This is a genomic window from Fictibacillus sp. NRS-1165 (genome assembly GCF_050468105.1).
GTDB classification, from domain to species: domain Bacteria; phylum Bacillota; class Bacilli; order Bacillales; family Fictibacillaceae; genus Fictibacillus_C; species Fictibacillus_C terrinigri.
The window spans coordinates 154,159-176,741 of the sequence record NZ_JBDPNU010000026.1 but is presented as its reverse complement, the minus strand read 5'-3'; the positions used below and the strand labels follow the sequence as shown (position 1 = coordinate 176,741).

The window sequence follows — 22,583 nt, the reverse complement described above, 5'->3', positions numbered from 1 at the left end:
ATAATGGAAATTATATCATATGGACGACGAAGCGAGGTTATTTTATTTCAAATGATGAAAGATATGGTAGGATAAATAAAAAAGATGGCCCAAATGGACCATCTTCATAGAGTTAGGAAGTATGAACAGCTGTGTGTTTCTTCAGTTCGTTCATAAAATCGTGGAATTGTGGAATATTCATTTGCTGTGCAGAGTCAGATAGAGCGACAGCCGGGTCTGGATGGACTTCAGCCATTACACCGTCAGCTCCGATCGCAAGTGCTGCTTTTGCCGCAGGAAGCAATAGATCTCTTCTTCCAGTAGAATGAGTGACATCTACCATAACGGGGAGGTGGGTTTCCTTTTTAAGAATCGGAACGGCTGAAATATCAAGCGTATTCCTCGTCGCTTTTTCATAGGTGCGAATTCCGCGCTCACAGAGGATGATCTGGTCATTTCCTTGAGCAAGGATGTATTCGGCGGCATACATGAACTCTTCAATTGTTGCTGAGAGGCCGCGTTTCAATAATACTGGTTTGTTGATGGCACCTGCAGCTTTTAATAGTTCGAAGTTTTGCATATTACGGGCACCGATTTGGACGACATCCACATAATCCAGAGCTTCCTCAAGATCGTTCGGGTTCAAAATTTCACTGATGACCGCCAGGTTTTCCTCATTGGCTACTTGTCGTAAAATTTTAAGTCCTTCCATGCCAAGACCTTGGAAATCATAAGGAGAAGTACGCGGTTTGAACGCTCCGCCGCGCATGAGGGTCAAGCCTTGATCTTTTAATGCTTTCGCCACTTGTTTAACTTGATCATAGCTTTCTACCGCACATGGCCCCATCACAAAATGCTGTTCACCGGTTCCGATAAGCTCGCCTTTTATGTTAATAATCGTATCATCCGGTTTCTTCTTACGTGATACCAGCAGCGCTTTACGGTGGTCATCTTCCTGAAGCTCCAGGCTGGCTTTAAAGATTTGTTTAAAAATATATTGAAGGGTAGACGTTTCGAATGGCCCTTTATTACGGTCTGCAATCAAGTCAAGAAGCTTGCGTTCACGAACAGGGTCAAAACGCTTAACACCCTGCATTTCTTTTAATTTTCCAATCTCTTGTACGATGGAAGCACGGTCGTTTAACAGGTCTAGAATCTTTTGATCGACGGCTTCAATCTCACTGCGTAGCTCAACCAGTTCTTTTGACATCCTAAGCTCCTCCTCATGATTCATAATGTGTTTACTCCTTCAAAATTGCTTCTTTCATCGGGGCGGCGCCGGCCCCTTTTCCGAATAATTTTTTGAGTATTGTTTGCTACTTTAAAGCACGATAGTGTATCTTGTCAAGGGGTTATTTTCAGATTTATTCAAAGCCTTTGATAATTTTCAAAAAATTGGTCCGTCCCCCTTTACAATCGGCTCTAACCGTGTTAAAACTTGATATAATACAATTAAACGATCGCAATGACAGGCAACAGTAGTATTCTTCTCCCTGTTTTTAAGAGAGCTGGTGGACGGTGCGAACCAGTACAAAGGAGAATGCGAATTACACCCTCGAGCTTCCTTGTTGAACGGTCCGGTAACGGGATCAGTAGAGAAGGACGGTTTTATACCGTTATCCATGAATGAAGTGGCGGAAGGTTCCATGTGTTCCGCAATGAGGGTGGTACCGCGAATGAATTCGTCCCTGCTATTAATAGCAGGGGCTTTTTTGTATTTCTAAAGAATTTAAGGAGGCACAATCATGAGGTATTTAACAGCCGGAGAATCACACGGACCACAACTCACGACTATACTAGAAGGCATTCCATCAGGACTGCCGCTGACAGCAGCAGAGATTAACGAAGAACTGTCCCGCAGGCAGAAAGGCCACGGACGGGGAAGAAGGATGCAGATTGAAAAGGACCAGGCGATTATTAACAGCGGCGTCCGGCACGGCTATACTCTCGGGTCTCCGATTACCCTGACTGTAAAGAACCGGGATTTTAAACACTGGACAAAGATCATGGGAGCTGAACCTCTGGAAGAGGACAGTGATGAAGTAAAACGCCAGATCACAAGGCCTAGACCGGGGCATGCTGATCTCAACGGGGCCATCAAGTATAACCATAGAGATATGAGGAATGTCTTGGAACGGTCATCCGCCAGGGAAACAACAGTGAGGGTAGCAGCAGGGGCAGTGGCAAAACAGCTTCTGAGGGAGCTTGGGATAAAAGTAGGCGGCCATGTGATTGAAATTGGAGGAGTCGTGGCGGAGGAGCTTTCCTTTGAATCCATAGAAGACCTTCAGGAAAGAACTGAAGCATCTCCTGTACGCTGTTTGGATGAAGCGGCTGGAAAGAAAATGATGCTTGCCATTGACGAGGCGAAGGAGAAGGGTGACTCAATAGGAGGCATCGTTGAAGTGATCGTAGAGGGCATGCCGATAGGGGTTGGAAGCTATGTTCATTATGATCGGAAGCTTGATGCGAAGCTTGCAGCGGCCATCATGAGTATCAACGCATTTAAAGGTGCAGAGATCGGCATCGGTTTTGAAGCCGCTCATAAACCAGGAAGCCTCGTCCATGACGAAATTCTTTGGAATGAAGAAGATGGTTATACCCGACGAACCAATAACGCTGGCGGGTTAGAGGGAGGTATGACGACCGGGATGCCGATCGTCGTGAGAGGCGTGATGAAACCCATCCCAACTCTATACAAGCCACTTCAAAGTATTGACATCGATTCTAAGGAGCCGTTCCAGGCCAGTATTGAACGATCAGACAGCTGTGCTGTTCCTGCGGCCAGCGTAGTGGCTGAAGCGGTTGTGGCTTGGGAGCTTGCAGCGGCGATCGTGGAACAGTTCGGTGCAGATAACCTGGAAAGAATCAAAGAAAACATTGAACGGCATAACCGTCAGGCGCGTGAGTTCTAATGGAAACACTGCAGATTAACACGGAATCCAAGAAATACCCCGTTTTCATTGGAAATACTGTTCTCGAAGGCCTGGCTCCATTTATACAGGATCTGTCTCCAAAAGTGACCAGTATCTTAATCATTTCTGATGAGACGGTAAACCGCCTTTATTTTCAAGGAACAGCAGAGAAACTTGAATGTATCAGCCGATCTCTTCATTCCTTCGTGATACCGAGCGGAGATAGGGAAAAATCATTTGATAATTATTATAAGTGTCTTACTTTTGCCCTTGAGAAGGGCTTGGATAGACATTCACTGATTATTGCCCTAGGCGGGGGGATGATCGGGGACCTGGCCGGTTTTGTAGCAGGAACGTATATGAGAGGCATCCGTTTTATACAGCTCCCGACGACTCTATTAGCTCACGACAGTGCGGTAGGCGGTAAAACAGGGATCAATCATCCACTTGGGAAAAACATGGTCGGCGTTTTCCATCAGCCTGAAGCTGTGTTTTATTCTACTTCATTTTTGAAATCTCTTGCAGAAGAAGAATGGAGATCAGGGTTTGCAGAAGTCATCAAGCATTCCCTTATTGCTGATGAGGCATTCTATCATTGGTTAGTAAATGAAGTTACCGAAATACAAAAAATACCGGATGAAAAACTAGCCTATATCTTGAAAACGGCGATAGCAATAAAGGCACAAGTAGTAGCCCAGGATGAGCGGGAAAGTGGACTTCGGGCGATTTTAAATTTCGGGCATACACTTGGCCATGCGATAGAGAGCAAAGCAGGGTACGGTGCAATCTCCCACGGCGACGCGGTGTCCATCGGAATGCGGTTCGCACTGAAGCTCAGCGAATCCATCTCCGGCAAAAACCTTCATTATATTGCGATCAATAAATGGTTTCGCAAGTTTTGCTATCCTGTAATACCTCCTCAGCTTGAAGCAGAAGCGCTGCTTGAAACGATGAAAAGAGATAAAAAGTCGACAATGGGCCATGTGAAAATGGTGCTGCTCCAGGAGATCGGGCAAGCCTGTGTTCAAGAAGTGAATGACACCCTCCTATTGGACTCTCTAGAAGAATTTATCATGGCGGACAAGGAGCAAAACAGTGAATAAACGGGTACTGCTGATTGGATTGGGCCTTATTGGCGGATCTATCGCAATGGCTATTAAAAAAGAACATTCTTGCACGATCATCGGACATGATATTTCAGACGATCATGCCAATCTAGCAAAGCGGCTGCGCATCATTGACTCAATCTGTACTGATCTCCAAACGGAAGCTGAGATGGCGGATCTGATCGTATTGGCAACTCCGGTGGAGGAAACGGAAAGACTTTTGGATTGGTTTGCGTCCCTTACCCAGCCTCCAGCTGCCCTCATCACAGATGTAGGCAGCACAAAATCAAAAATTATGGAGAAAGCTTCTTATTTAAGAGAAAAAGGCATTACATTTATCGGAGGGCATCCGATGGCCGGTTCCCACAAGTCAGGACCCGGCAGTGCCAAAGCCCATTTGTTTGAAAATGCGTTCTATATGATAACACCTGGACCAGGAACCCCGGACCAAAGAATAGAAGAATTAAAAAATTGGCTGAAGGGGACACATGCAAAATTTATCGTTATGGAGGCTGAAAAACATGATCTCCTGACAGGGGTCGTCAGCCATTTTCCACACGTAGTGGCAGCGAGCCTCGTTCGCCAAGTACAGCACTATTCCAAAAACTACAATCAAGTCAACGATCTTGCTGCCGGAGGATTTAAAGATATTACAAGGATCGCATCAAGCAGTCCCGTCATGTGGAAGGATATTATCAAGCACAATCAGGAAAATATTTTAACCTTTATCGATGAATGGATCATGGAAATGGAAAGTGTAAAGGATCTTGTTAAAAGCGGAAGCGACCAAGGTCTCCTTGAGTACTTTTCCGGTGCGAAGCAATACCGGGATGCTCTGCCGATTAAAGCAAAAGGCGCCATCACATCCTTTTACGACCTGTACGTCGACATCATAGATGATGTTGGGGTGATTTCACGTGTTACCTCTATACTTGCTGAGAAACGAATCAGTATTACAAATATCCGGGTAATTGAGGCCAGAGAGGATATTTACGGCGTACTGAGAGTGAGTTTCCAATCGGAAGAAGATCGCCAGAACGCAAAAGAGAGTCTTGAAGACCTTCAATTCACCACATATATTGCCATTTAGCAAAGGGGGCAAATTTCATGTCAAAACGATTAAAGCCAGTTTCCGGTCTTCACGGGACCATTCAAATTCCCGGAGATAAATCCATCTCCCATAGGGCCGTTATGTTTGGTTCCATCGCTGACGGACGTACAACGGTAACGGGTTTTTTACCTGGAGATGACTGTTTAAGCACAATAGACTGTTTCAGAAAAATGGGAGTCAGCATCGAACAGAAAAAAGATATAGTTATAATAGAAGGAAAAGGTTTAAAGGGCCTGAAGGAACCGATGGATATACTGGATGTCGGAAACTCAGGTACAACAATCCGATTGATGCTCGGCATCCTTGCAAACACTCCGTTTCACTCCTGCATGACTGGGGATTCATCCATTGCCAAACGCCCAATGAAGAGGGTAACGAACCCGTTGCGGGAGATGGGGGCTGCCATTGAAGGCAGAGATCAAGGAAATTATGTTCCTTTAAGCATACGCGGAGGACAATGCAAAGGGATCGATTATCAATCCCCCGTCGCGAGTGCACAGGTAAAGTCAGCCATTTTGCTTGCAGGACTATCTGCAGAAGGCACAACTTCCGTTACAGAGCCTTTCAAATCCCGTGATCATACAGAACGCATGCTTGGAGCGTTTGGATGCAAAGTAGATGTGGACGGAAATACAGCAAGCATAAACGGCGGTCAAGGATTAACAGGGACCCACATTGAAGTACCTGGAGATATTTCCTCTGCTGCCTTCTTCCTTGTAGCCGGCTCCATCATTCCCAACAGCGAGATCACTTTGAAAAAAGTAGGAATGAATCCTACCCGGACGGGTATCATCGACATATTAAAAGAGATGGGCGCTGACATCACCGTTTCTCATATTGAAGGAGAAGATGCGGAGCCATACGCTGATCTTACAGTCAAGACCTCCAGACTGAATGGGATTGAGATCAGCGGCTCGATCATTCCACGATTGATCGATGAGATCCCCATTATAGCGCTGGCTGCCACGCAAGCCACAGGGACAACGGTGATTAAAGACGCGGCAGAACTAAAAGTGAAAGAAACAAACAGAATTGATACGGTCGTGCATGAACTGCAAAAGATGGGTGTGGAAATTGAAGCAACCTCTGATGGTATGATCATAAAAGGGACGTCATCTCTCAAAGGAGCAGAGGTTGACAGCCACGGAGATCATCGGATCGGAATGATGCTGGCCGTTGCGGCCTGCCTGGGTGAAGGAGAGACCACACTATTGAACAGTGATGCTGTTTCCGTTTCATACCCTGGATTTTTTGGAGAGCTAGAAAAACTTCAAAACGAAAACATCGGTGTTTAATTTGTACACACAATAAAGTAGAAAAAATTTAACATGCAGCATAAACTGCGGAGAGGCCGAACCGGCTCTCCGCTTTTTTAATAAAGAAGAACGGCTTCTCCATAATCTTGTATGCACGTTTGCACTGTTGATATGGTATGATACAATCATTGAGATTATGGAACTAGCGAAGGAGAAATAAAACTATGATTACAGTAACAAATGTTGGTCTGCGCTACGGCGATCGTAAGCTCTTTGAAGATGTGAACATAAAGTTCACTCCGGGTAACTGCTACGGCTTGATCGGCGCTAACGGGGCTGGGAAATCCACGTTTCTTAAAATTTTGTCCGGCGAAATCGAACCGCAAACCGGAGATGTTCATATAACCCCTGGCGAGCGTCTGGCCGTCTTAAAACAGAATCACTTTGAATATGAAGAAAATGAAGTATTGGAAACAGTGATTATGGGTCATGCCCGTCTATACCAGATCATGCAGGAAAAAGACGCGATCTATATGAAGCCCGATTTCACAGATGAAGACGGCATTAAAGCTGCGGAGCTTGAAGGTGAATTTGCGGAGCTGAACGGGTGGGAGGCAGAGTCCGAGGCCGCTATCCTCTTGAAAGGATTAGGAATCGGTGAGGAACTTCATTATAAAAAGATGGCTGACCTGTCAGGATCGGAAAAAGTAAAGGTTTTGCTTGCTCAGGCCCTATTTGGCAAGCCGGATATCCTCCTGCTGGATGAGCCGACGAACCACTTGGATTTGCGCGCGATCCAATGGCTTGAAGAGTTTTTAATTAATTTTGAAAACACGGTTATCGTTGTATCTCATGACCGTCATTTCTTAAATAAAGTCTGTACTCACATGGCTGACTTGGATTTTGGAAAGATCCAGCTCTATGTCGGAAACTATGATTTCTGGTATGAGTCCAGCCAGCTTGCATTGAAAATGGCACAGGAACAAAACAAGAAGAAAGAAGAAAAAATTAAGGAACTTCAAAACTTCGTAGCCCGATTCAGTGCGAACGCCTCCAAATCAAAACAGGCAACATCAAGGAAAAAGCTCCTTGAAAAGATTTCTCTCGATGATATCCGGCCTTCCACACGCCGCTATCCTTTCGTTAACTTTTCTATAGACCGTGAAATCGGCAACGACCTTCTTATGGTGAAGGACCTCAGTAAAACGATTGACGGTGAAAAAGTGTTAAACAACGTGAGCTTTACCATGAATAAAGGAGACAAGATTGCGTTTGTCGGAAAAGATGAAAACGCAGTAACGGTTCTCTTTAAAATCTTGATGGGTGAGATGGAAGCGGACAGCGGCAGCTTTAAATGGGGAGTTACGACTTCTCAGGCCTATTTCCCTAAAGATAATACTTCCTACTTTGAAAATAACGATCTGAACCTTGTTGACTGGCTGCGCCAATACTCACCGGTCGACCAATCAGAGAGCTTTTTGCGCGGCTTCTTAGGGCGCATGCTGTTTTCAGGTGAAGAAGTGCTTAAAAAATCTAAAGTGCTTTCCGGAGGAGAAAAGGTCCGCTGCATGCTCTCAAAAATGATGCTTAGCGGGAGCAATGTGCTGCTGCTTGATGACCCGACAAACCACTTGGATCTAGAATCAATTACGGCGCTAAACAATGGACTGATCAGCTATAAGGGCTCTATCCTGTTTACATCTCATGACCATCAGTTTGTTCAAACCATCGCCAACCGAATTGTTGAGATCACACCGAACGGTCTTCTTGATAAACAAATGACGTATGATGAATTCCTTGAAAACGAAGATCTTCAAAAACAAAGAGAAAAAATGTATCAATAAAAAAACGGCCGGGCAGGCCGTTTTTTTTATTGTCTCTATAAAGTGAGACTAAAACATGCCAGTTGATTGAAAGGGACATGTTCCGTTCCTTTCTCTCAGTGAATTTTAGTCTGCTGGTAAAAATAGTCCATATCCCTCTGTGGCCATCAATTTCCTTGTTTTTTCAATTGATTCTTTGTATAGTGTGAATAATATTAATGAGAAAGGAAGCTGCAATGTTCCAAGAGATTAAATACTATCGCTTCGGGGAAGCAGGGATTTTACTGGAATTTGGAGATGGGATTTCTGTCGAAATGAATCAGCAAATCCATAATATCTCCAGATGGCTTAATGAAAACCCCTTTGATGGGTTCATCGAAACGGTTCCCGCATACAACACACTTACAGTCCTTTATGATCCTATGAAATTTGCACACCCAGAAAAATCAGCTTTTGAACTCGCCAAAAATCGGGTCAAAATGCGAATGGAATCCATGCCTAAAGAAGAAGCTTCCTCTCGACATGTCATTAAAATACCTGTATGTTACGGCAGTGACTTTGGCCCTGATCTGGAAAACGTAGCAAAATTGAATAGTCTGTCCCCGGAAGAAGTAATAAAAATACATACCGAGAACACCTACTATGTTTATATGCTCGGCTTCGCTCCCGGGTTTCCGTTCTTAGGTGGAATGTCCTCTCGCATTTCCGCACCGAGGCTTTCTTCCCCGCGTCTATCCATTCCAAAGGGAAGTGTCGGAATAGCAGGCAAACAGACGGGGATCTATCCGATTGAAACGCCAGGCGGTTGGCAATTGATCGGCCGTACACCATTAGAACTGTTCAGGCCGTCCCTGAATCCCCCGACCCTGATAGAAGCTGGAGATCAAGTTAAGTTTTACGAAATCACATTAGAAGAATACCATTCTTGGGAGGCTGACCATGGCCATAATGATTAACAAACCGGGGATGCTGACCAGCCTTCAGGATCTCGGCCGCTATACCTATCAGCAGTATGGGGTGATTGTAAGTGGGGCAATGGATCCTTTTGCTCATTCTGCAGCCAATCTTTTAGTTGGAAATTCAGAAGGAGAAGCTACACTTGAAGTCACACTCACCGGTCCTAAACTAACGTTTGGGATCGATACGTTTATTGCCATCTGCGGTGCCGATCTCACACCGTCACTCAATGAAAAGCCGATTGAAAACTGGAGAACGATCTCTGTAAGAAAAGGAGATGTGCTGGAATTTGGCAATTGCAAGTGGGGATGCAGAGCATACATCGCTGTAGCCGGGGGTTATGATACGGGCCGTGTGATGGGAAGCAAAAGCACGTATTTGCGAGCTGGAATGGGCGGTTATCAAGGAAGAGCTTTGAAAGAAGGGGATACACTCCCGGTGAATTCAGACGGGAACGGCTTTCATCCAACGTCTTTCAATTGGTTTATCAGCCATGAACCGAGAGCCATGTATCTTAATATGAATACCATCCGTGCAGTTAAAGGCAGGCATTTTGACCTCTTTACGAAGGAAAGCCAAACGGCTTTCTTCAATGAAAAATTCAAAATATCTACTCAATCGGACAGAATGGGCTACCGGGCAGAGGGAACTGAACTGAAGCTGCAACAACAAAAAGAGATCCTGTCCGAACCTGTTCTGTTTGGAACCGTTCAAGTTCCGTCAGAGGGTAAACCGATCATCCTGATGGCAGACCGCCAAACGACAGGCGGATATCCGAAAATAGCACAGGTGGCTTATGTTGACTTGCCTAAGCTGGCACAAGCAAAACCCGGAGACTCGATTGTATTTCAAGAAATCACGGAAGAGGAAGCACAAATCAGCTACATCATACAAAAGATAGAGCTGGACTACCTGAAAGCCGGGATCAGACTGAAGAACAGGGAGTGATTAAACGATGAAGTATTCCGTAGACCTCAATTGTGATATGGGAGAAAGTTTTGGCAGATATAAAATTGGCTATGATGAACAGATGATGCATTATATTTCATCCGCCAATATCGCCTGTGGTTTTCACGCAGGAGATCCCTCAATAATGAAACATACGGTCAAACTTGCACTGGAAAGACAGGTCGCCATTGGTGCTCACCCAGGCCTGCCGGATCTGGCCGGGTTCGGACGCCGGATGATGAATATAACCCCTGAAGAAGCATATGATTACGTGCTTTATCAGGTCGGCGCCTTATCAGCTTTTGTACGCGCAGAAGGAGGAAGACTGCGTCATGTCAAGCCTCATGGAGCTTTATACAATATGGCGGCCATTAATAAAGACCTTTCGCGGGGCATATCTAAAGCCATATATAAACTAGACCCAGAAATCATATTGTATGGCTTGGCAGGGAGCCGGTTGATAGAAGCAGGCAGAACATCAGGCCTACAAACATGCAGTGAAGTTTTTGCAGACAGGACGTATCAGCCAGACGGCACACTGACGCCGAGAAGCCAACCCGACAGCTTGCTGACGGATGATCACCAAGCCGTCGGCCAAGTGATAAAAATGGTGAAGCACAACAAGGTCGGCACCCCAGCTGGAGAAATCGAAATTAAAGCAGAGACCATTTGTATCCACGGTGACGGGGAGCATGCTCTGTCTTTTGCACAAAAGATTAACGACGCATTCAAGAAAGAGGGTATTCAACGTCTGCAGCACGGGTAAGCGAGCCTGTCTACATAAAGAAATTAAAACGTACACTCTCACTTTTAGACCTTTATTCGTTAAGTGTGGATGCCGGTTTTTTTAACTTGCTAAGAGTCAAAGCTTTCAAAACCAGGCGCTTCGTTTTACAATAGATTGAAAGAGGTGAGCAGGATGGGAAATTTAAACGAATGGTTTCAAAAGGGGTTAACGAAAGACGAATACTTTGAAAGCATGCAAGTCAACAAGGAAGAGCTGCTGGCCATCTACAACAGCTTTACACTTTCTGATGAGGACAGGGATTTTTATCAGCAGTTTCCTCTTCTTGAACTAAAAGCAGCGGTTCTGACGGCTGACTGGTGCGGTGATGCACTTCTTTGTGTTCCGATCATACAGAGAATCGCAGAATATGCCGGGATCGAGCTGCGCTTTTTAGTCCGTGATGAAAATCTTGAACTTATGGACCAATACCTAACGAACGGTACAGCCCGCGCTATTCCAAAATTCATTTTCATGGATCAGGAAGGAAATGAGAAAGCGGTTTGGGGACCTCGATCACCAGAGTTGCAGACTCTGATCATGAGTGAACGAAGCACTTTGCCAGCAAAGGAAGACCCTTCGTTTGATGAAAAACAAAAAGAGATGTACAAAAATTTCAAAGCTCGGATGACAACTGACCAAGCATTATGGGAATCAGTCAATAAAAGCGTAAAAGAGGAACTTAAGAATCTTTTATAAGAATGGCTTAGGGAGCAGCTCAACAAAGAAGAGCTGCTCTCCTTTGTTGTGCAGGCAAACTGTTTTGTCATAAATTGGGTCCCCCTTATAATGGACTTAAGAACGGAAACACTGAGAGAATTGAGGTACACAATGATGGGAAAACAAAATGAACAGTCTATCGAAATCTGGTACGCAGCACTATCGTATTTGATGTGGGGATTTCTTCCACTATACTGGAAACCTCTTCATTCCGTGGAATCGGGTGATGTCCTAGCTCATCGGATCCTTTGGTCTTTCGTATTTATGATCGCCGTGATCCTTTTGATGAACAAGACTTCAGATTTCTTCAGCAATCTTAGAAATCTTTTTTTTCAAAAGAAAAACTTTCTCGCTGTTTTGGCCTCATCCCTCTTGATCAGCGCCAACTGGCTCATTTATATTTGGGCAGTAAATAATAATCATGTGGTTGAAGCCAGTCTGGGCTACTACATTAATCCGCTGGTCAGCGTGTTGTTGGGCATTATCGTTCTGAAAGAAAAATTAAATTCTTGGCAGATCGCATCATTTGGGGTAGCTCTCATCGGGGTCGGTCTGTTAACCTTCCAATATGGAAAATTCCCATGGATTGCGGTATCCCTTGCTTTGAGCTTCGGTTTGTATGGGCTGACAAAAAAAATGGGCAGCTATGATTCAATTCTTGGACTGACCTATGAAACGATGTTTGTAGCCCCTCTGGCCCTTATCTATGTTGTTTTTGCCCATCAGAAGGGTACACAGAAGCCTTTGCCGCGCAAAACACCACAGTGACCCTGCTGCTGGTCGGAGCGGGGGTAGTCACCGCCATTCCTTTATTATGCTTCGCACAGGGCGCAAAGCGGATTTCTTTATCTATGATTGGATTTCTGCAATACATCGCACCAACGATCATGCTCATCTTAGGGGTTTTCCTCTATCATGAAGATTTTTCAAACACCCGTCTTTTTTCTTTTATTTTAATTTGGATGGCTCTGGTAATCTTCTCAATTTCTAAAACAAGGTGGATGGCTCGGTTACAGCCTAAAAATAAGCACAAAACATACGGTACTTAAGTATTTTTCGCCGGAAATCGCCGTTTATCGCCAATTTTCTTGAAAGTTAACTTTTGACCTATGCCCATACTGTGCTAAAATAACCATGAAAACGTTTAATTAAGAAGTTCCGATCTGCTTTCGCTTTATTGCAAAAGAATGAAATGACCGTGATTTGCAAAAAAATCGTTTTATTGTTGAGCATTCAGGGGATGTATTTCAATGATGATAAATTTGCTTTTGCTATAAAAACAGGAACTTTGAGAACTTCCTATTTAAGTTGTTAAAATTTGCTATTAAATCGCAGCAGGGGGTATCAACCAATGAGCACAAACCGTCCAAGCCAGGATTCACCATGGCAGGGATTTTACGGACCGAACCTTGGTTATGTCATTGAATTGTTCGAACAGTATTCAGCTGATCCCAATTCAGTAGACGAGGAACTAAGAAAACAGTTTGAAGAGTGGGGTCCGCCACCATCTTCTGATGAAGCAAATCAAGATGCTCGCAGCAGTCTGTCCCAGCAAACTCCATCCGGAGTTTCAGTCCAAAAAATCGTTGCTGCATCAAACCTAGCCGAAAAAATCCGTACTTACGGCCATTTGGCATCCGAAATTCATCCCCTTGAAAAAGTGTCAAAAGACATTAAGTTACTGAATCCATCCCATTATGGGCTGAGCGAGGCGGACTTGAAAACGATTCCAGCCTCTTTGATTTGGGCTGAGGCGCCAAGAGATGTCCAAAATGGATGGGAAGCGATTAACCGCCTAAAAGAAATTTATACCAAATCTATGGCCTATGAGTTCAGCCATGTCCACGTTGAAGAAGAACACAACTGGCTGAATAACATGGTAGAGTCAGGATACATCTATCCTGAAATGACAAACGAGGAAAAGATCGCATTATTGCAGCGCCTGACGGAAGTTGAAGGCTTTGAAAAATTCCTGCACCGTACATTTGTCGGACAGAAACGTTTCTCCATCGAAGGTCTTGATATCCTTGTTCCAATGCTCGATGAGATGATTCACCAGAGCGTTAAAGGGGGAACAAGCAATGTCATGATCGGCATGGCACACCGTGGTCGCCTGAATGTACTTGCTCATACTTTAGGAAAACCTTACGAGAAAATTTTCGCTGAATTTCATCATTCGCCAAACAAGGAGCTGATTCCTTCTGAAGGTTCAAGAGGGATTAGTTTTGGCTGGACGGGTGATGTGAAATATCACCTTGGAGCAGACCGTTCTATCGAAGAAAACACAGCTAGAGCGACATTAACACTTGCTAATAACCCGTCTCACCTTGAGTTTGTTAATCCCGTAGTCGTGGGATATACACGTGCTGCACAAGAGGTTCGTACAGAGCCTGGATATCCGCAGCAGGATGTAAATAAATCCTTCGCGATTTCAATCCATGGTGATGCGGCTTTCCCAGGCGAGGGAATTGTTGCTGAGACTCTTAACCTCAGCCGTTTGAAAGGATATCAGACTGGCGGATCCGTTCACATTATCGCAAATAACATGATCGGATTTACGACTGAAAGCTCTGATTCACGATCCACCAGATATTCCAGTGACCTTGCGAAAGGTTTTGAAATTCCGATCGTACACGTAAACGCAGATGATCCGATTGCGTGTATCGCTGCCATTACACTGGCTTATCAATACCGTATGCGTTTCCAAAAGGACTTCTTGATCGACTTGGTCGGATATCGCCGTTTTGGCCACAACGAAATGGACGATCCTGCAGTGACACAGCCTGCAACTTATGAAAAAGTAAACAGCCATCCTACGGTACGGGCATTGTTTGCCAAACAGCTGGAAGCTGAAGGTGTCATTAAAGAAGGACAGGCGGACGAAATGGACAAGGACGTTCAGCAGAGGCTGCAGAAAGAATATGAAAAAGTTAAAGGCGTGACTAAAGACGGGGAAGTAAAGGATGTAGAAGTTCCTGACTACGTTAAAGGGTTCCCTGCTGTAGATACATCTGTTTCATTGGATGAGCTGAAAGAAATCAACCAGGCTCTTCTACAAAGACCTGAAGGCTTTACGGTTTATCCTAAACTGGAAAGAATCCTCGCAAGAAGAGCCAATGCTCTTGATGAGGGCAGCAAAGTTGACTGGGCACTTGCTGAAACGCTTGCGTTTGCCACCATCCTTGGTGATGGTACGCCGATCCGCATTACCGGACAGGACGTTGAGCGCGGGACATTCGCTCAAAGACACCTTGTCCTGCATGACAGCCAAAATGGCAAGCTGTTTTCACCGCTCCATCAGATTCCGCAGGCAAAAGCAGCCTTCGGCATCCATAACAGTCCGCTCTCTGAAGCATCTGTTCTAGGTTTCGAATATGGATACAATGTTTTTGCACCAGAGACACTTGTTCTTTGGGAAGCACAATATGGCGACTTCGCAAATGCTGCACAAGTAATCTTTGATCAATTTATTTCTGCTGGTCGGGCAAAATGGGGTCAAAAATCTGGTCTGGTCATGCTTCTTCCACACGGTTATGAAGGACAAGGTCCCGAGCATTCAAGCGGGCGAATTGAAAGATTCCTTCAGCTTGCTGCGGAGAATAACTGGACAGTGGCTAACCTTACCAGCGCCGCACAGTACTTCCATATATTAAGACGCCAGGCAGCAATCCTGGACAAGGAAGAAGTTCGGCCACTCGTCATCATGACGCCGAAGAGCCTCTTAAGGAATCCAAGAACATCTTCAGCAGGAAACCTGCTTGGAGAAGGGGAATTCAAACCGGTTCTTGAGCAGGATGGGTTAGGAAAAAATGCGGAACAGATCAAACGCGTCGTTCTTTGCACAGGGAAAGTTGCTATTGATTTAGCGGCTGAAGCTGAAGGAAAAACGGAGGAGTTGAAACATCTTCATATCCTTCGCGTCGAACAGCTGTATCCTTTCCCTAAAAACGAGATTAAAGAGATTCTTGACCGCTACCCTCATTTAGAGGAAGTGGCATGGGTTCAAGAAGAGCCGAAAAACATGGGATCATGGGCCTTTATCGAATCCAAGCTGCGCGCTGTCTCTCCAGAAAGTGCCAGCGTAAAATATATTGGACGTCCAGACCGGTCCAGTCCATCAGGCGGAGACCCTGACATTCATAAAAAAGAACAAGAACGTATTGTATCTGTCGCTCTGCGAGCAGACCAGACCAAAACGATAACTTCCGAGGGAGGCAATGAACGTGATTGAAATTAAAGTACCTGAACTAGCAGAATCCATCTCAGAGGGCACAATTGCACAATGGCTTAAAAATGTAGGTGACAACGTAAAAAAAGGCGATAACATTGTCGAACTGGAAACGGATAAAGTAAACATTGAAATCAGCGCGGACTACGATGGGATTATTCAAGAAGTTCTCCGTAAAGAAGGCGATACAGTAGAAGTCGGTGATATTATCGCTGTACTTAAAGAGAATGGTGAGGGTGCAGGGGATGTTGCAAGCGAAGCTCCAGCTCCTTCTGTAAGTCATCAACAGGCTGCTCAGCCAGCTGCTGAAGCTCCGGCAGCCGCACCAAACAAACCTGCTGCAGAATCAGAGCAAAGAAAAGAAACTGACCGTCCTTTAGCTTCACCTGCAGCACGCAAACTTGCCCGTGAGCTTGGAATCGATCTTTCTAAAGTAGAAGCGCGCGATCCCCTTGGCCGAGTTCGTCCAGAGGATGTAAAAGCAGCTTCTGAAAAACCAGCTAGCCAGCCTGAACAGAAAGCTGCTAGAGCACCTGAGAAAAAACAAGAGAGCACCCCAAAAACAGCGGACGTACCAGGAAAGCCAGTGGAACGCATGAAACTTTCCCGCCGCCGCCAGACGATTGCTAAACGCCTTGTTGAAGTCCAGCAGACTGCAGCAATGCTTACAACGTTCAACGAAGTGGATATGACAGCGATCAACGATATCCGTAAACGCCGAAAAGATGCGTTTTTACAGCAGAATGACGTAAAGCTTGGATATATGTCTTTCTTTACGAAAGCAGTTGTAGGAGCGCTCAAACAATTCCCGCTGCTTAATGCTGAAATTCAGGGAGACGAAGTCCTTCTTAAAAAGTTCTATGATATTGGAATTGCAGTAGGAGCTGAAGAAGGTTTAGTTGTTCCTGTCGTAAGAGACGCTGACAAGCTTAGCTTTGCTGGTATTGAAAAAGAAATCCTGTCCCTTGGCAAAAAAGCTAGAGAAAATAAATTGACGCTTTCAGAGCTTCAAGGCGGTACGTTCACGATCACAAATGGCGGAATCTTTGGCTCCCTTATGTCTACACCGATTTTAAACGCGCCTCAAGTAGGGATCCTTGGAATGCATGGCATTAAAATGCGCCCAATAGCCATCGATGCAGAAAGAATGGAAAATCGTCCGATGATGTACATCGCCCTTTCTTATGACCACCGTATCGTTGACGGACGTGAAGCCGTGAGCTTCCTTGCTAAAGTGAAAGAAATGCTTGAAGACCCAGAATCACTTTTATTACAAGGGTAATTACTTTAAAACCAGGGAATGAATTTCCCTGGTTTTTTTATGATTAAATCCATTCTGGGATGTAGGCAAATTGATCGTTTCCCTTTAAAATAAAGGGAGGATCACGATAAAGAAAAGAAAGGGCTGAGAAAAATGGGAATGCCGTTGGAATTGAATACAATCATTGTTACAAAAAACAAAGAAACCCGTTTGGAGTCGTCCAACTTTTATAAATTAAGAAAAGATGGCTACCGGCTGTATCCTCTTGATATCCCGCTTGAAATTCGGAAGACGAGGGAAACAAAACCTGTGGCCATTGCCAAAATCTGCGAACTGACATGGAAAGAGGGAGCAACAGAAATTACATACGAATTAATCGACCTCAACACTGTGAATTAATACCAAAAAATACTATCGAATGATGTCGAATCGAAGTACGATAAATGGCTTCGTCCTACGAAATGATATGTGTACAGCTCAATTTGATGAAAAAGGGGCACACGCTGTCATGATAATGGATGAACTTTTAAACGGGATTACAGTTAAAAAACCTGAAAACCATGATCCTTTGCTGCCGATTACAGGGATTCAGTTCAATTCCCGGAAAATTGTGCCAGGGGATTTATTCGTAGCCATTGATGGATTTAGTGCAGACGGACATCGGTTTATCGATCAAGCGATTGCAAACGGAGCAATAGCGGTCCTCGGTCAGCAGCCAATAGCGGGATTAGAGGTACCATATTACCAAACTTCAGATTCAAGGAAAGCGCTGGCAAGAATGGCAAGCAACTTTTATGGCCATCCGTGTAAAAAACATATTATGATTGGGGTTACGGGCACAAACGGAAAGACAACCACCGCGTACTTATTGAAACATATCATTGAGCAGTCAGGTAGAACGTGCTCAATGATCGGCACGGTAAATAACATTATAAATAATCAGGTGATCAAGTCGAAAAACACGACTCCGGACCCGCTCGAAATACAGTCACTACTCGCAGAAAGCTTAGACGAGGTAGTCATTATGGAAGTTTCTTCTCACGGAATTGAGCAGCAGCGGATTGAGGGCATATACTTTGATTATGCCATTTTTACGAATTTAGGCAATGATCACCTGGATTATCACGAAAGCATTGAAGCGTATTTTAATGTGAAGTCCAGGCTTTTTAAACGGATGAAAAAACATGGAACTTCAATTATTGCCTCCCACAATGAATGGGGGCGGAAGCTGCAATACAAATTAGCTGATTCCGCTCAAGAGGTGCTCACATTCGGAAATCGAACCGATGACGAAATGCAACTGATCAACGTTTGTACAGAGTATTTTCCTGTCATCAAAGTGAGGCATGGTAAATCAACACAAAAGATCCAGGTGCCTCTGCCTGGCATGCATAACGTATGGAACACGCTTGGGGCACTCTTGACCGTTGAAAAAATGGGGATATCAATAAACGAAGCTGCCCGTCACCTATCTACATTTAAAGGGGTTCCCGGCCGTTTTGAAACGTTCAGCCATCCAGAAGGAGCAACATTTATAGTGGATTATGCCCATACAGAGGATGCCATCGAATATTGCTATCAAACGGCAAAACGTGAGAACGCTGAAAGAATAGTTCATATTTTAGGATTCAGAGGAAAAAGGGATTCTGCCAAAAGAAAAGATATCGTCTCCCTTTGTTCAGATGTTTGCTCTCAACTCATACTAACCTTGGATGACCTAAATGGAGTCCCGAAGGACAGAATGGTAGATGAATTAAAAAAATTGAACAACGAATTTGCGGACGGAAGCGCCGAGATTATACCCGACCGCACCAAAGCGATTCAGCATGCATGGGATAAGGCAAAGGATGGCGACTGGGTGTTCATTACAGGAAAAGGGCAGGAAACATACAAACAATCCTTTAAATTGCCTACGTCAACCGATATACAAACCATCCAATTTTTAAAAACGGCAAAACATCCGGTTTCCAGCTAAAACGCCTCTAGACTTAGAGGCGTTTTACTTTTATACAACCGTGTCTGCTAGCGAAACGATTGTCTCTCATATTTTCGTTGAAGATGTCTTATATCGGAGATCAATTTTCTGCCCGCAATCGGTTCATATTGTTTATACATAGGATTGAGCTTCTCAATCCATTTCTGTTTTTCATATGGTGTCAGCTCATGTATCTGTATATTTGATTCTTTTTTTATGAGACGCAGCTGTTCTTTGTTCATGGTTCGATAATGGTCCTGGTTCCACTGGACCGTTTCATTAATGGAATTCTGTATGAGCACCCTGACTTTCAAAGGCAGGCTATGCCAATAATCCTCATTCATCAATATGGCGTATCCTAAAAACCCATGGTTGCTGATCGTCATGTAATCTTGAACACGGTAATATTTTTTTGAATAGATGTTAGAGATCGTATTCTCTTCTCCAGTTACATTTCCTGATTCCAGGTTTCGGTAGGTTTCATTAAAATCGATTGGTTTGCTTTGCCCGCCGAGAAGTTCAAACTGTTTTTTCAGCACCACGCTGGACATGATACGAAACTTTTCGTCTTTAAAATCATTCGGTTTGATTATTGCATGGTCCTTATTGGTGATTTGCTTTAAACCGTTCACCCAAAAACCAAGGCCTTTAATGTTTTGTTGCTCTAGAGATGCAAGCAATGATTTTCCGATGTCTCCGTTCAATCCCTCATTGATCGCTGATTCTGTAGGAAACGCGAACGGCAGGTCAAGAACTTGCCACTTTGATGAAACTCCCCCCAGCTTTGATGTAGCAGGAGCAATCATTTGTACCTTACCACTCTTTAAGGCATCCAGCTCTTCTTTATCGGAATACAGACTGCCGTTAGGAAACACCTCTACCTTTACTCTGTGATCGGATTTTTGCTCCACCAGATCGGCAAATTTTTGTGCCGCAAGTCCTTTAGGTGTTTTCTCAGCCACCACATGGCTGAATTTAATTACGATCTGTTTTTGGATGCCTGATTGATCATCATCAAAAGCCATCTGTTGTTCTTTATGATTAAGATGAAAGCCTATATAAAACGAAAGCAATAAACCAGTGATGAGAAAAACGGATATTCCTAAGATTTGTTTCATGTTCAGCCTCTTTTGTACTCTTTTTCCATTAAGTCTAGCATAACTTAAAAACCATGTTACAATATTACACAGAATTTAATGGAAGGAATGGCTTGGCCAGATGAAATTTATAAGATTGCCCATCCGCTGGAAAATCATCATTTTATCGTTCGGAATCGTTCTCTTCTCCCTTTTAATTGGAGGCATCATCATTACTGGCAAAATTGTGGATATGAGGGAAGAGGAACTCGGCAACCGTGCCATGATTACTGCCCGGACGGTGGCTGAGCTTCCTGAAGTACAGATGCAGATCCAAAAGAAGGATGGGGCTGATGTCATCAATCCGATTGTGGAAAAAATAAGAGTCATTAATAATGCAGATTACATCGTTGTATTGAACATGGATCATTACAGATACTCTCATCCAGTGTATGGGCTCATTGGAACGAAATCAGCCGGAAAAGACGAAGGACCGGCCTTTGCAGACCATACCTACATATCCAAAGCAAAAGGAGATCTTGGGATCGCTGTCCGTGCTTTTATGCCTGTTAAGAATGCACAACTGGAACAAGTTGGTGTCGTTATTGTCGGAAACATACTTCCGGGGTACCTCGAAATTCTTCAAAGTTTAAAAGCACAGGCCGCCCTTATTATGTTCTTAACGTTACTCTTTGGCCTTCTTGGTTCGTGGATGCTGGCCAGGCATATTAAACATCAGATGTTCCAGCTGGAACCGCATGAGATCGTGCGGATGTATGAGGAGAGTACAGCTGCTTTCCATGCAATGCATGAAGGGGTGATCGCTGTCGATGTGAAAGAGAACATCACCATCTTCAACGAAAAGGCAAAATCAATTTTTCAGGTGGAAGGCAGCCTTACAGGTAAACCGATACGATCGGTGATCCCGGACACGAGGCTTCCTGAAATCATTCAGTTTGGAAAGCCGGTTTACAATCAAGAGATTAATGTAAGCGGTAAGATCATTATGAGCAATCGAATTCCGATAAAAGATAATCATAACGTGATAGGAGCAGTTGCGATCTTTCAGGACCGGACAGAGGTTGCTAAAATGGCGGAAGAACTAACGGGGGTAAAAGCGTTCGTAGAAGCTCTCCGCATTCAAAATCACGAGCATTTGAACAAGCTGCATACAATAGCCGGCCTTATTCAGCTGGACAAGGGCGAGCGGGCCCTTCAGTATGTTTTTGATATTTCGGAGCAACAGAAAAGTCTCACGCGTTTCGTGACAAAAAATATAAAAAATGACAGTATTGCCGGACTGCTCATAAGCAAAGTGAGCAGGGGAAAAGAATTGAAAATCAATGTAGTGATCGACAGCCTGAGCCGTTTGGAGGAGCTTCCTTATCCGCTGAATGAACATGACATCGTAATGATCCTCGGGAATCTAATAGAAAATTCCATACATGCCTTAAACGAATCAGATTCACCGGACAAACATATCGATATCAGTATTGAACAGGACAGTGAAATCTGTGCTCTGTTGGTCGAAGACAATGGTCCAGGAATCCCTGAACATATCCAACCATACATTTTTGACAAGGGTGTCACTACGAAAGGGGAAAAAGGACTGGGACTTGGTTTATATTTAGTTAAAGAGATTGTGGATAAGGGCAAAGGGGACATAAAACTATCTTCCTATCCCAATGGAGGGACGAGCTTTTACATCACGTTCCCAATGAACGGAAGGAGACATTCATGAACCGAAAAACCATTTCAGTTGTTTTAATCGAAGACGATCCGATGGTGCAGGAAGTGAATAAAACATTTATTGAAAAAGTGAGCGGCTTTGAGGTGAACGGAACCGCAGGCAATGGAGTGGAAGGGGTTAAAACCATTCAGGAACTCCAACCAGATCTAGTCATCCTCGATATTTTCATGCCCCAGCAGGATGGACTTGAAACACTGTATCAGATAAGAAAAAACAAGATAAAAGTTGATGTGATCATCATATCTGCAGCCAATGATAGGGACACAATACAGACTATGCTCCAACAGGGCGCCATGGACTATATCATCAAACCGTTTAAATTTGATAGAATCAAGCAGGCACTGGAACGGTATAAAGATTATTACACGCAATTTTCCCCAGACGGTGAAATGTCACAAAAGGAAGTGGATACGCTATTATCCGGAATACATACACCTCATTTTGAACAGGATCGAAAGGAAATCCCGAAAGGATTAAATCAAATCACACTGAAACAGATTATGGCTTATCTCCAGGCGCAATCCTGCGGCAAATCTTCAGAGGAAGTAGCGGAAGGGGTCGGGATCGCCCGTGTGACAGCAAGAAGGTATTTAGAGTATCTTGAAAAAAGGGGAGAAATCAAATTGGATATGCAGTATGGAGGAGTAGGACGGCCAGTTAACCGGTATCTTATGAAAAACGACTAAAGATAACT

Annotated in this window: 17 protein-coding genes, 1 pseudogene and 1 other annotated feature; of the genes and pseudogenes, 16 read left to right on the top strand and 2 right to left on the bottom strand. The window is 44.2% G+C overall.

Going from position 1 to position 22,583, the window contains the following annotated elements; genetic code table 11:
* Positions 1 to 112 precede the first annotated feature (112 nt).
* Positions 113 to 1,189: a bifunctional 3-deoxy-7-phosphoheptulonate synthase/chorismate mutase gene (locus ABHN01_RS13495; RefSeq protein WP_429875967.1), complete on the bottom strand. Its 1,077-nt coding sequence runs from the start codon at positions 1,187 to 1,189 to the stop codon at positions 113 to 115.
* A gap of 246 nt (positions 1,190 to 1,435) precedes the next feature.
* Positions 1,436 to 1,672, top strand: a binding site (T-box leader).
* A gap of 52 nt (positions 1,673 to 1,724) precedes the next feature.
* Between ABHN01_RS13495 and aroC the strand changes: the two genes are divergently transcribed.
* The 14 genes and pseudogenes from aroC to ABHN01_RS13425 all read left to right on the top strand — a co-directional run bounded on the left by aroC (position 1,725) and on the right by ABHN01_RS13425 (position 19,063).
* Complete coding sequence (gene aroC / locus ABHN01_RS13490) at positions 1,725 to 2,894, top strand: chorismate synthase (protein WP_429875966.1); 1,170 nt, start codon at positions 1,725 to 1,727, stop codon at positions 2,892 to 2,894.
* Complete coding sequence (aroB, locus tag ABHN01_RS13485) at positions 2,894 to 3,997, top strand: 3-dehydroquinate synthase (RefSeq protein ID WP_429875965.1); 1,104 nt, start codon at positions 2,894 to 2,896, stop codon at positions 3,995 to 3,997. The genes aroC and aroB overlap by 1 nt, the downstream gene beginning before the upstream one ends.
* Positions 3,990 to 5,090: a prephenate dehydrogenase gene (locus tag ABHN01_RS13480; RefSeq protein ID WP_429875964.1), complete on the top strand. Its 1,101-nt coding sequence runs from the start codon at positions 3,990 to 3,992 to the stop codon at positions 5,088 to 5,090. Before aroB ends, ABHN01_RS13480 begins: the two co-directional genes overlap by 8 nt.
* 17 nt (positions 5,091 to 5,107) lie before the next feature.
* Positions 5,108 to 6,406: a 3-phosphoshikimate 1-carboxyvinyltransferase gene (gene aroA, locus ABHN01_RS13475; RefSeq protein ID WP_429875963.1), complete on the top strand. Its 1,299-nt coding sequence runs from the start codon at positions 5,108 to 5,110 to the stop codon at positions 6,404 to 6,406.
* Between the two features lie 185 nt (positions 6,407 to 6,591).
* Entirely contained in the window at positions 6,592 to 8,211 is a 1,620-nt protein-coding gene (locus ABHN01_RS13470) for an ABC-F family ATP-binding cassette domain-containing protein (RefSeq protein WP_429875962.1), read from the top strand.
* A 215-nt stretch (positions 8,212 to 8,426) separates the two neighbouring features.
* A complete protein-coding gene (gene pxpB / locus ABHN01_RS13465) occupies positions 8,427 to 9,146 on the top strand; it encodes a 5-oxoprolinase subunit PxpB (protein ID WP_429875961.1) in 720 nt (239 codons plus the stop codon).
* Positions 9,130 to 10,095: a biotin-dependent carboxyltransferase family protein gene (locus tag ABHN01_RS13460; protein WP_429875960.1), complete on the top strand. Its 966-nt coding sequence runs from the start codon at positions 9,130 to 9,132 to the stop codon at positions 10,093 to 10,095. The genes pxpB and ABHN01_RS13460 overlap by 17 nt, the downstream gene beginning before the upstream one ends.
* Before the next feature lie 7 nt (positions 10,096 to 10,102).
* A complete protein-coding gene (locus tag ABHN01_RS13455; protein WP_429875959.1) occupies positions 10,103 to 10,861 on the top strand; it encodes a LamB/YcsF family protein in 759 nt (252 codons plus the stop codon).
* A gap of 153 nt (positions 10,862 to 11,014) precedes the next feature.
* Positions 11,015 to 11,578, top strand: coding sequence for a thioredoxin family protein (locus tag ABHN01_RS13450; protein ID WP_429875958.1), 564 nt, complete (start codon positions 11,015 to 11,017; stop codon positions 11,576 to 11,578).
* 135 nt (positions 11,579 to 11,713) lie between these two features.
* Positions 11,714 to 12,648, top strand: a pseudogene (rarD, locus tag ABHN01_RS13445) (EamA family transporter RarD).
* A 302-nt stretch (positions 12,649 to 12,950) separates the two neighbouring features.
* Positions 12,951 to 15,830, top strand: coding sequence for a 2-oxoglutarate dehydrogenase E1 component (locus ABHN01_RS13440; RefSeq protein ID WP_429875957.1), 2,880 nt, complete (start codon positions 12,951 to 12,953; stop codon positions 15,828 to 15,830).
* Entirely contained in the window at positions 15,823 to 17,109 is a 1,287-nt protein-coding gene (odhB, locus tag ABHN01_RS13435; RefSeq protein WP_429875956.1) for a 2-oxoglutarate dehydrogenase complex dihydrolipoyllysine-residue succinyltransferase, read from the top strand. Before ABHN01_RS13440 ends, odhB begins: the two co-directional genes overlap by 8 nt.
* A 132-nt stretch (positions 17,110 to 17,241) precedes the next feature.
* Entirely contained in the window at positions 17,242 to 17,487 is a 246-nt protein-coding gene (locus tag ABHN01_RS13430; RefSeq protein ID WP_290399332.1) for a DUF2584 domain-containing protein, read from the top strand.
* Between the two features lie 109 nt (positions 17,488 to 17,596).
* The gene (locus ABHN01_RS13425) at positions 17,597 to 19,063 is read left to right on the top strand and encodes a UDP-N-acetylmuramoyl-L-alanyl-D-glutamate--2,6-diaminopimelate ligase (protein ID WP_429875955.1); all 1,467 of its coding nucleotides are present in this window, start codon (positions 17,597 to 17,599) and stop codon (positions 19,061 to 19,063) included.
* Positions 19,064 to 19,110: 47 nt separating this feature from the next.
* Here the strand turns inward: ABHN01_RS13425 and ABHN01_RS13420 are convergent, their stop codons facing one another.
* Entirely contained in the window at positions 19,111 to 20,181 is a 1,071-nt protein-coding gene (locus tag ABHN01_RS13420; RefSeq protein ID WP_429875954.1) for a DctP family TRAP transporter solute-binding subunit, read from the bottom strand.
* Between the two features lie 100 nt (positions 20,182 to 20,281).
* Between ABHN01_RS13420 and ABHN01_RS13415 the strand changes: the two genes are divergently transcribed.
* A complete protein-coding gene (locus tag ABHN01_RS13415) occupies positions 20,282 to 21,880 on the top strand; it encodes an ATP-binding protein (protein ID WP_429875953.1) in 1,599 nt (532 codons plus the stop codon).
* Positions 21,877 to 22,575 (top strand): response regulator, encoded by a 699-nt coding sequence (locus tag ABHN01_RS13410; protein WP_429875952.1) that lies wholly within the window; start codon positions 21,877 to 21,879, stop codon positions 22,573 to 22,575. Before ABHN01_RS13415 ends, ABHN01_RS13410 begins: the two co-directional genes overlap by 4 nt.
* The last annotated feature ends 8 nt before the right edge of the window (positions 22,576 to 22,583 follow it).

Coding starts and splice junctions, on each gene's coding strand:
- ABHN01_RS13420 (WP_429875954.1), bottom strand. CDS start 20,181: ATGAAACAAATCTTAGGAATATCCGTTTTTCTCATCACTGGTTTATTG.
- ABHN01_RS13430 (WP_290399332.1), top strand. CDS start 17,242: ATGGGAATGCCGTTGGAATTGAATACAATCATTGTTACAAAAAACAAA.
- pxpB (WP_429875961.1), top strand. CDS start 8,427: ATGTTCCAAGAGATTAAATACTATCGCTTCGGGGAAGCAGGGATTTTA.
- ABHN01_RS13440 (WP_429875957.1), top strand. CDS start 12,951: ATGAGCACAAACCGTCCAAGCCAGGATTCACCATGGCAGGGATTTTAC.
- ABHN01_RS13470 (WP_429875962.1), top strand. CDS start 6,592: ATGATTACAGTAACAAATGTTGGTCTGCGCTACGGCGATCGTAAGCTC.
- ABHN01_RS13415 (WP_429875953.1), top strand. CDS start 20,282: ATGAAATTTATAAGATTGCCCATCCGCTGGAAAATCATCATTTTATCG.
- aroC (WP_429875966.1), top strand. CDS start 1,725: ATGAGGTATTTAACAGCCGGAGAATCACACGGACCACAACTCACGACT.
- aroB (WP_429875965.1), top strand. CDS start 2,894: ATGGAAACACTGCAGATTAACACGGAATCCAAGAAATACCCCGTTTTC.
- ABHN01_RS13460 (WP_429875960.1), top strand. CDS start 9,130: ATGGCCATAATGATTAACAAACCGGGGATGCTGACCAGCCTTCAGGAT.
- ABHN01_RS13455 (WP_429875959.1), top strand. CDS start 10,103: ATGAAGTATTCCGTAGACCTCAATTGTGATATGGGAGAAAGTTTTGGC.
- ABHN01_RS13450 (WP_429875958.1), top strand. CDS start 11,015: ATGGGAAATTTAAACGAATGGTTTCAAAAGGGGTTAACGAAAGACGAA.
- ABHN01_RS13410 (WP_429875952.1), top strand. CDS start 21,877: ATGAACCGAAAAACCATTTCAGTTGTTTTAATCGAAGACGATCCGATG.
- ABHN01_RS13425 (WP_429875955.1), top strand. CDS start 17,597: ATGATAATGGATGAACTTTTAAACGGGATTACAGTTAAAAAACCTGAA.
- aroA (WP_429875963.1), top strand. CDS start 5,108: ATGTCAAAACGATTAAAGCCAGTTTCCGGTCTTCACGGGACCATTCAA.
- ABHN01_RS13495 (WP_429875967.1), bottom strand. CDS start 1,189: ATGTCAAAAGAACTGGTTGAGCTACGCAGTGAGATTGAAGCCGTCGAT.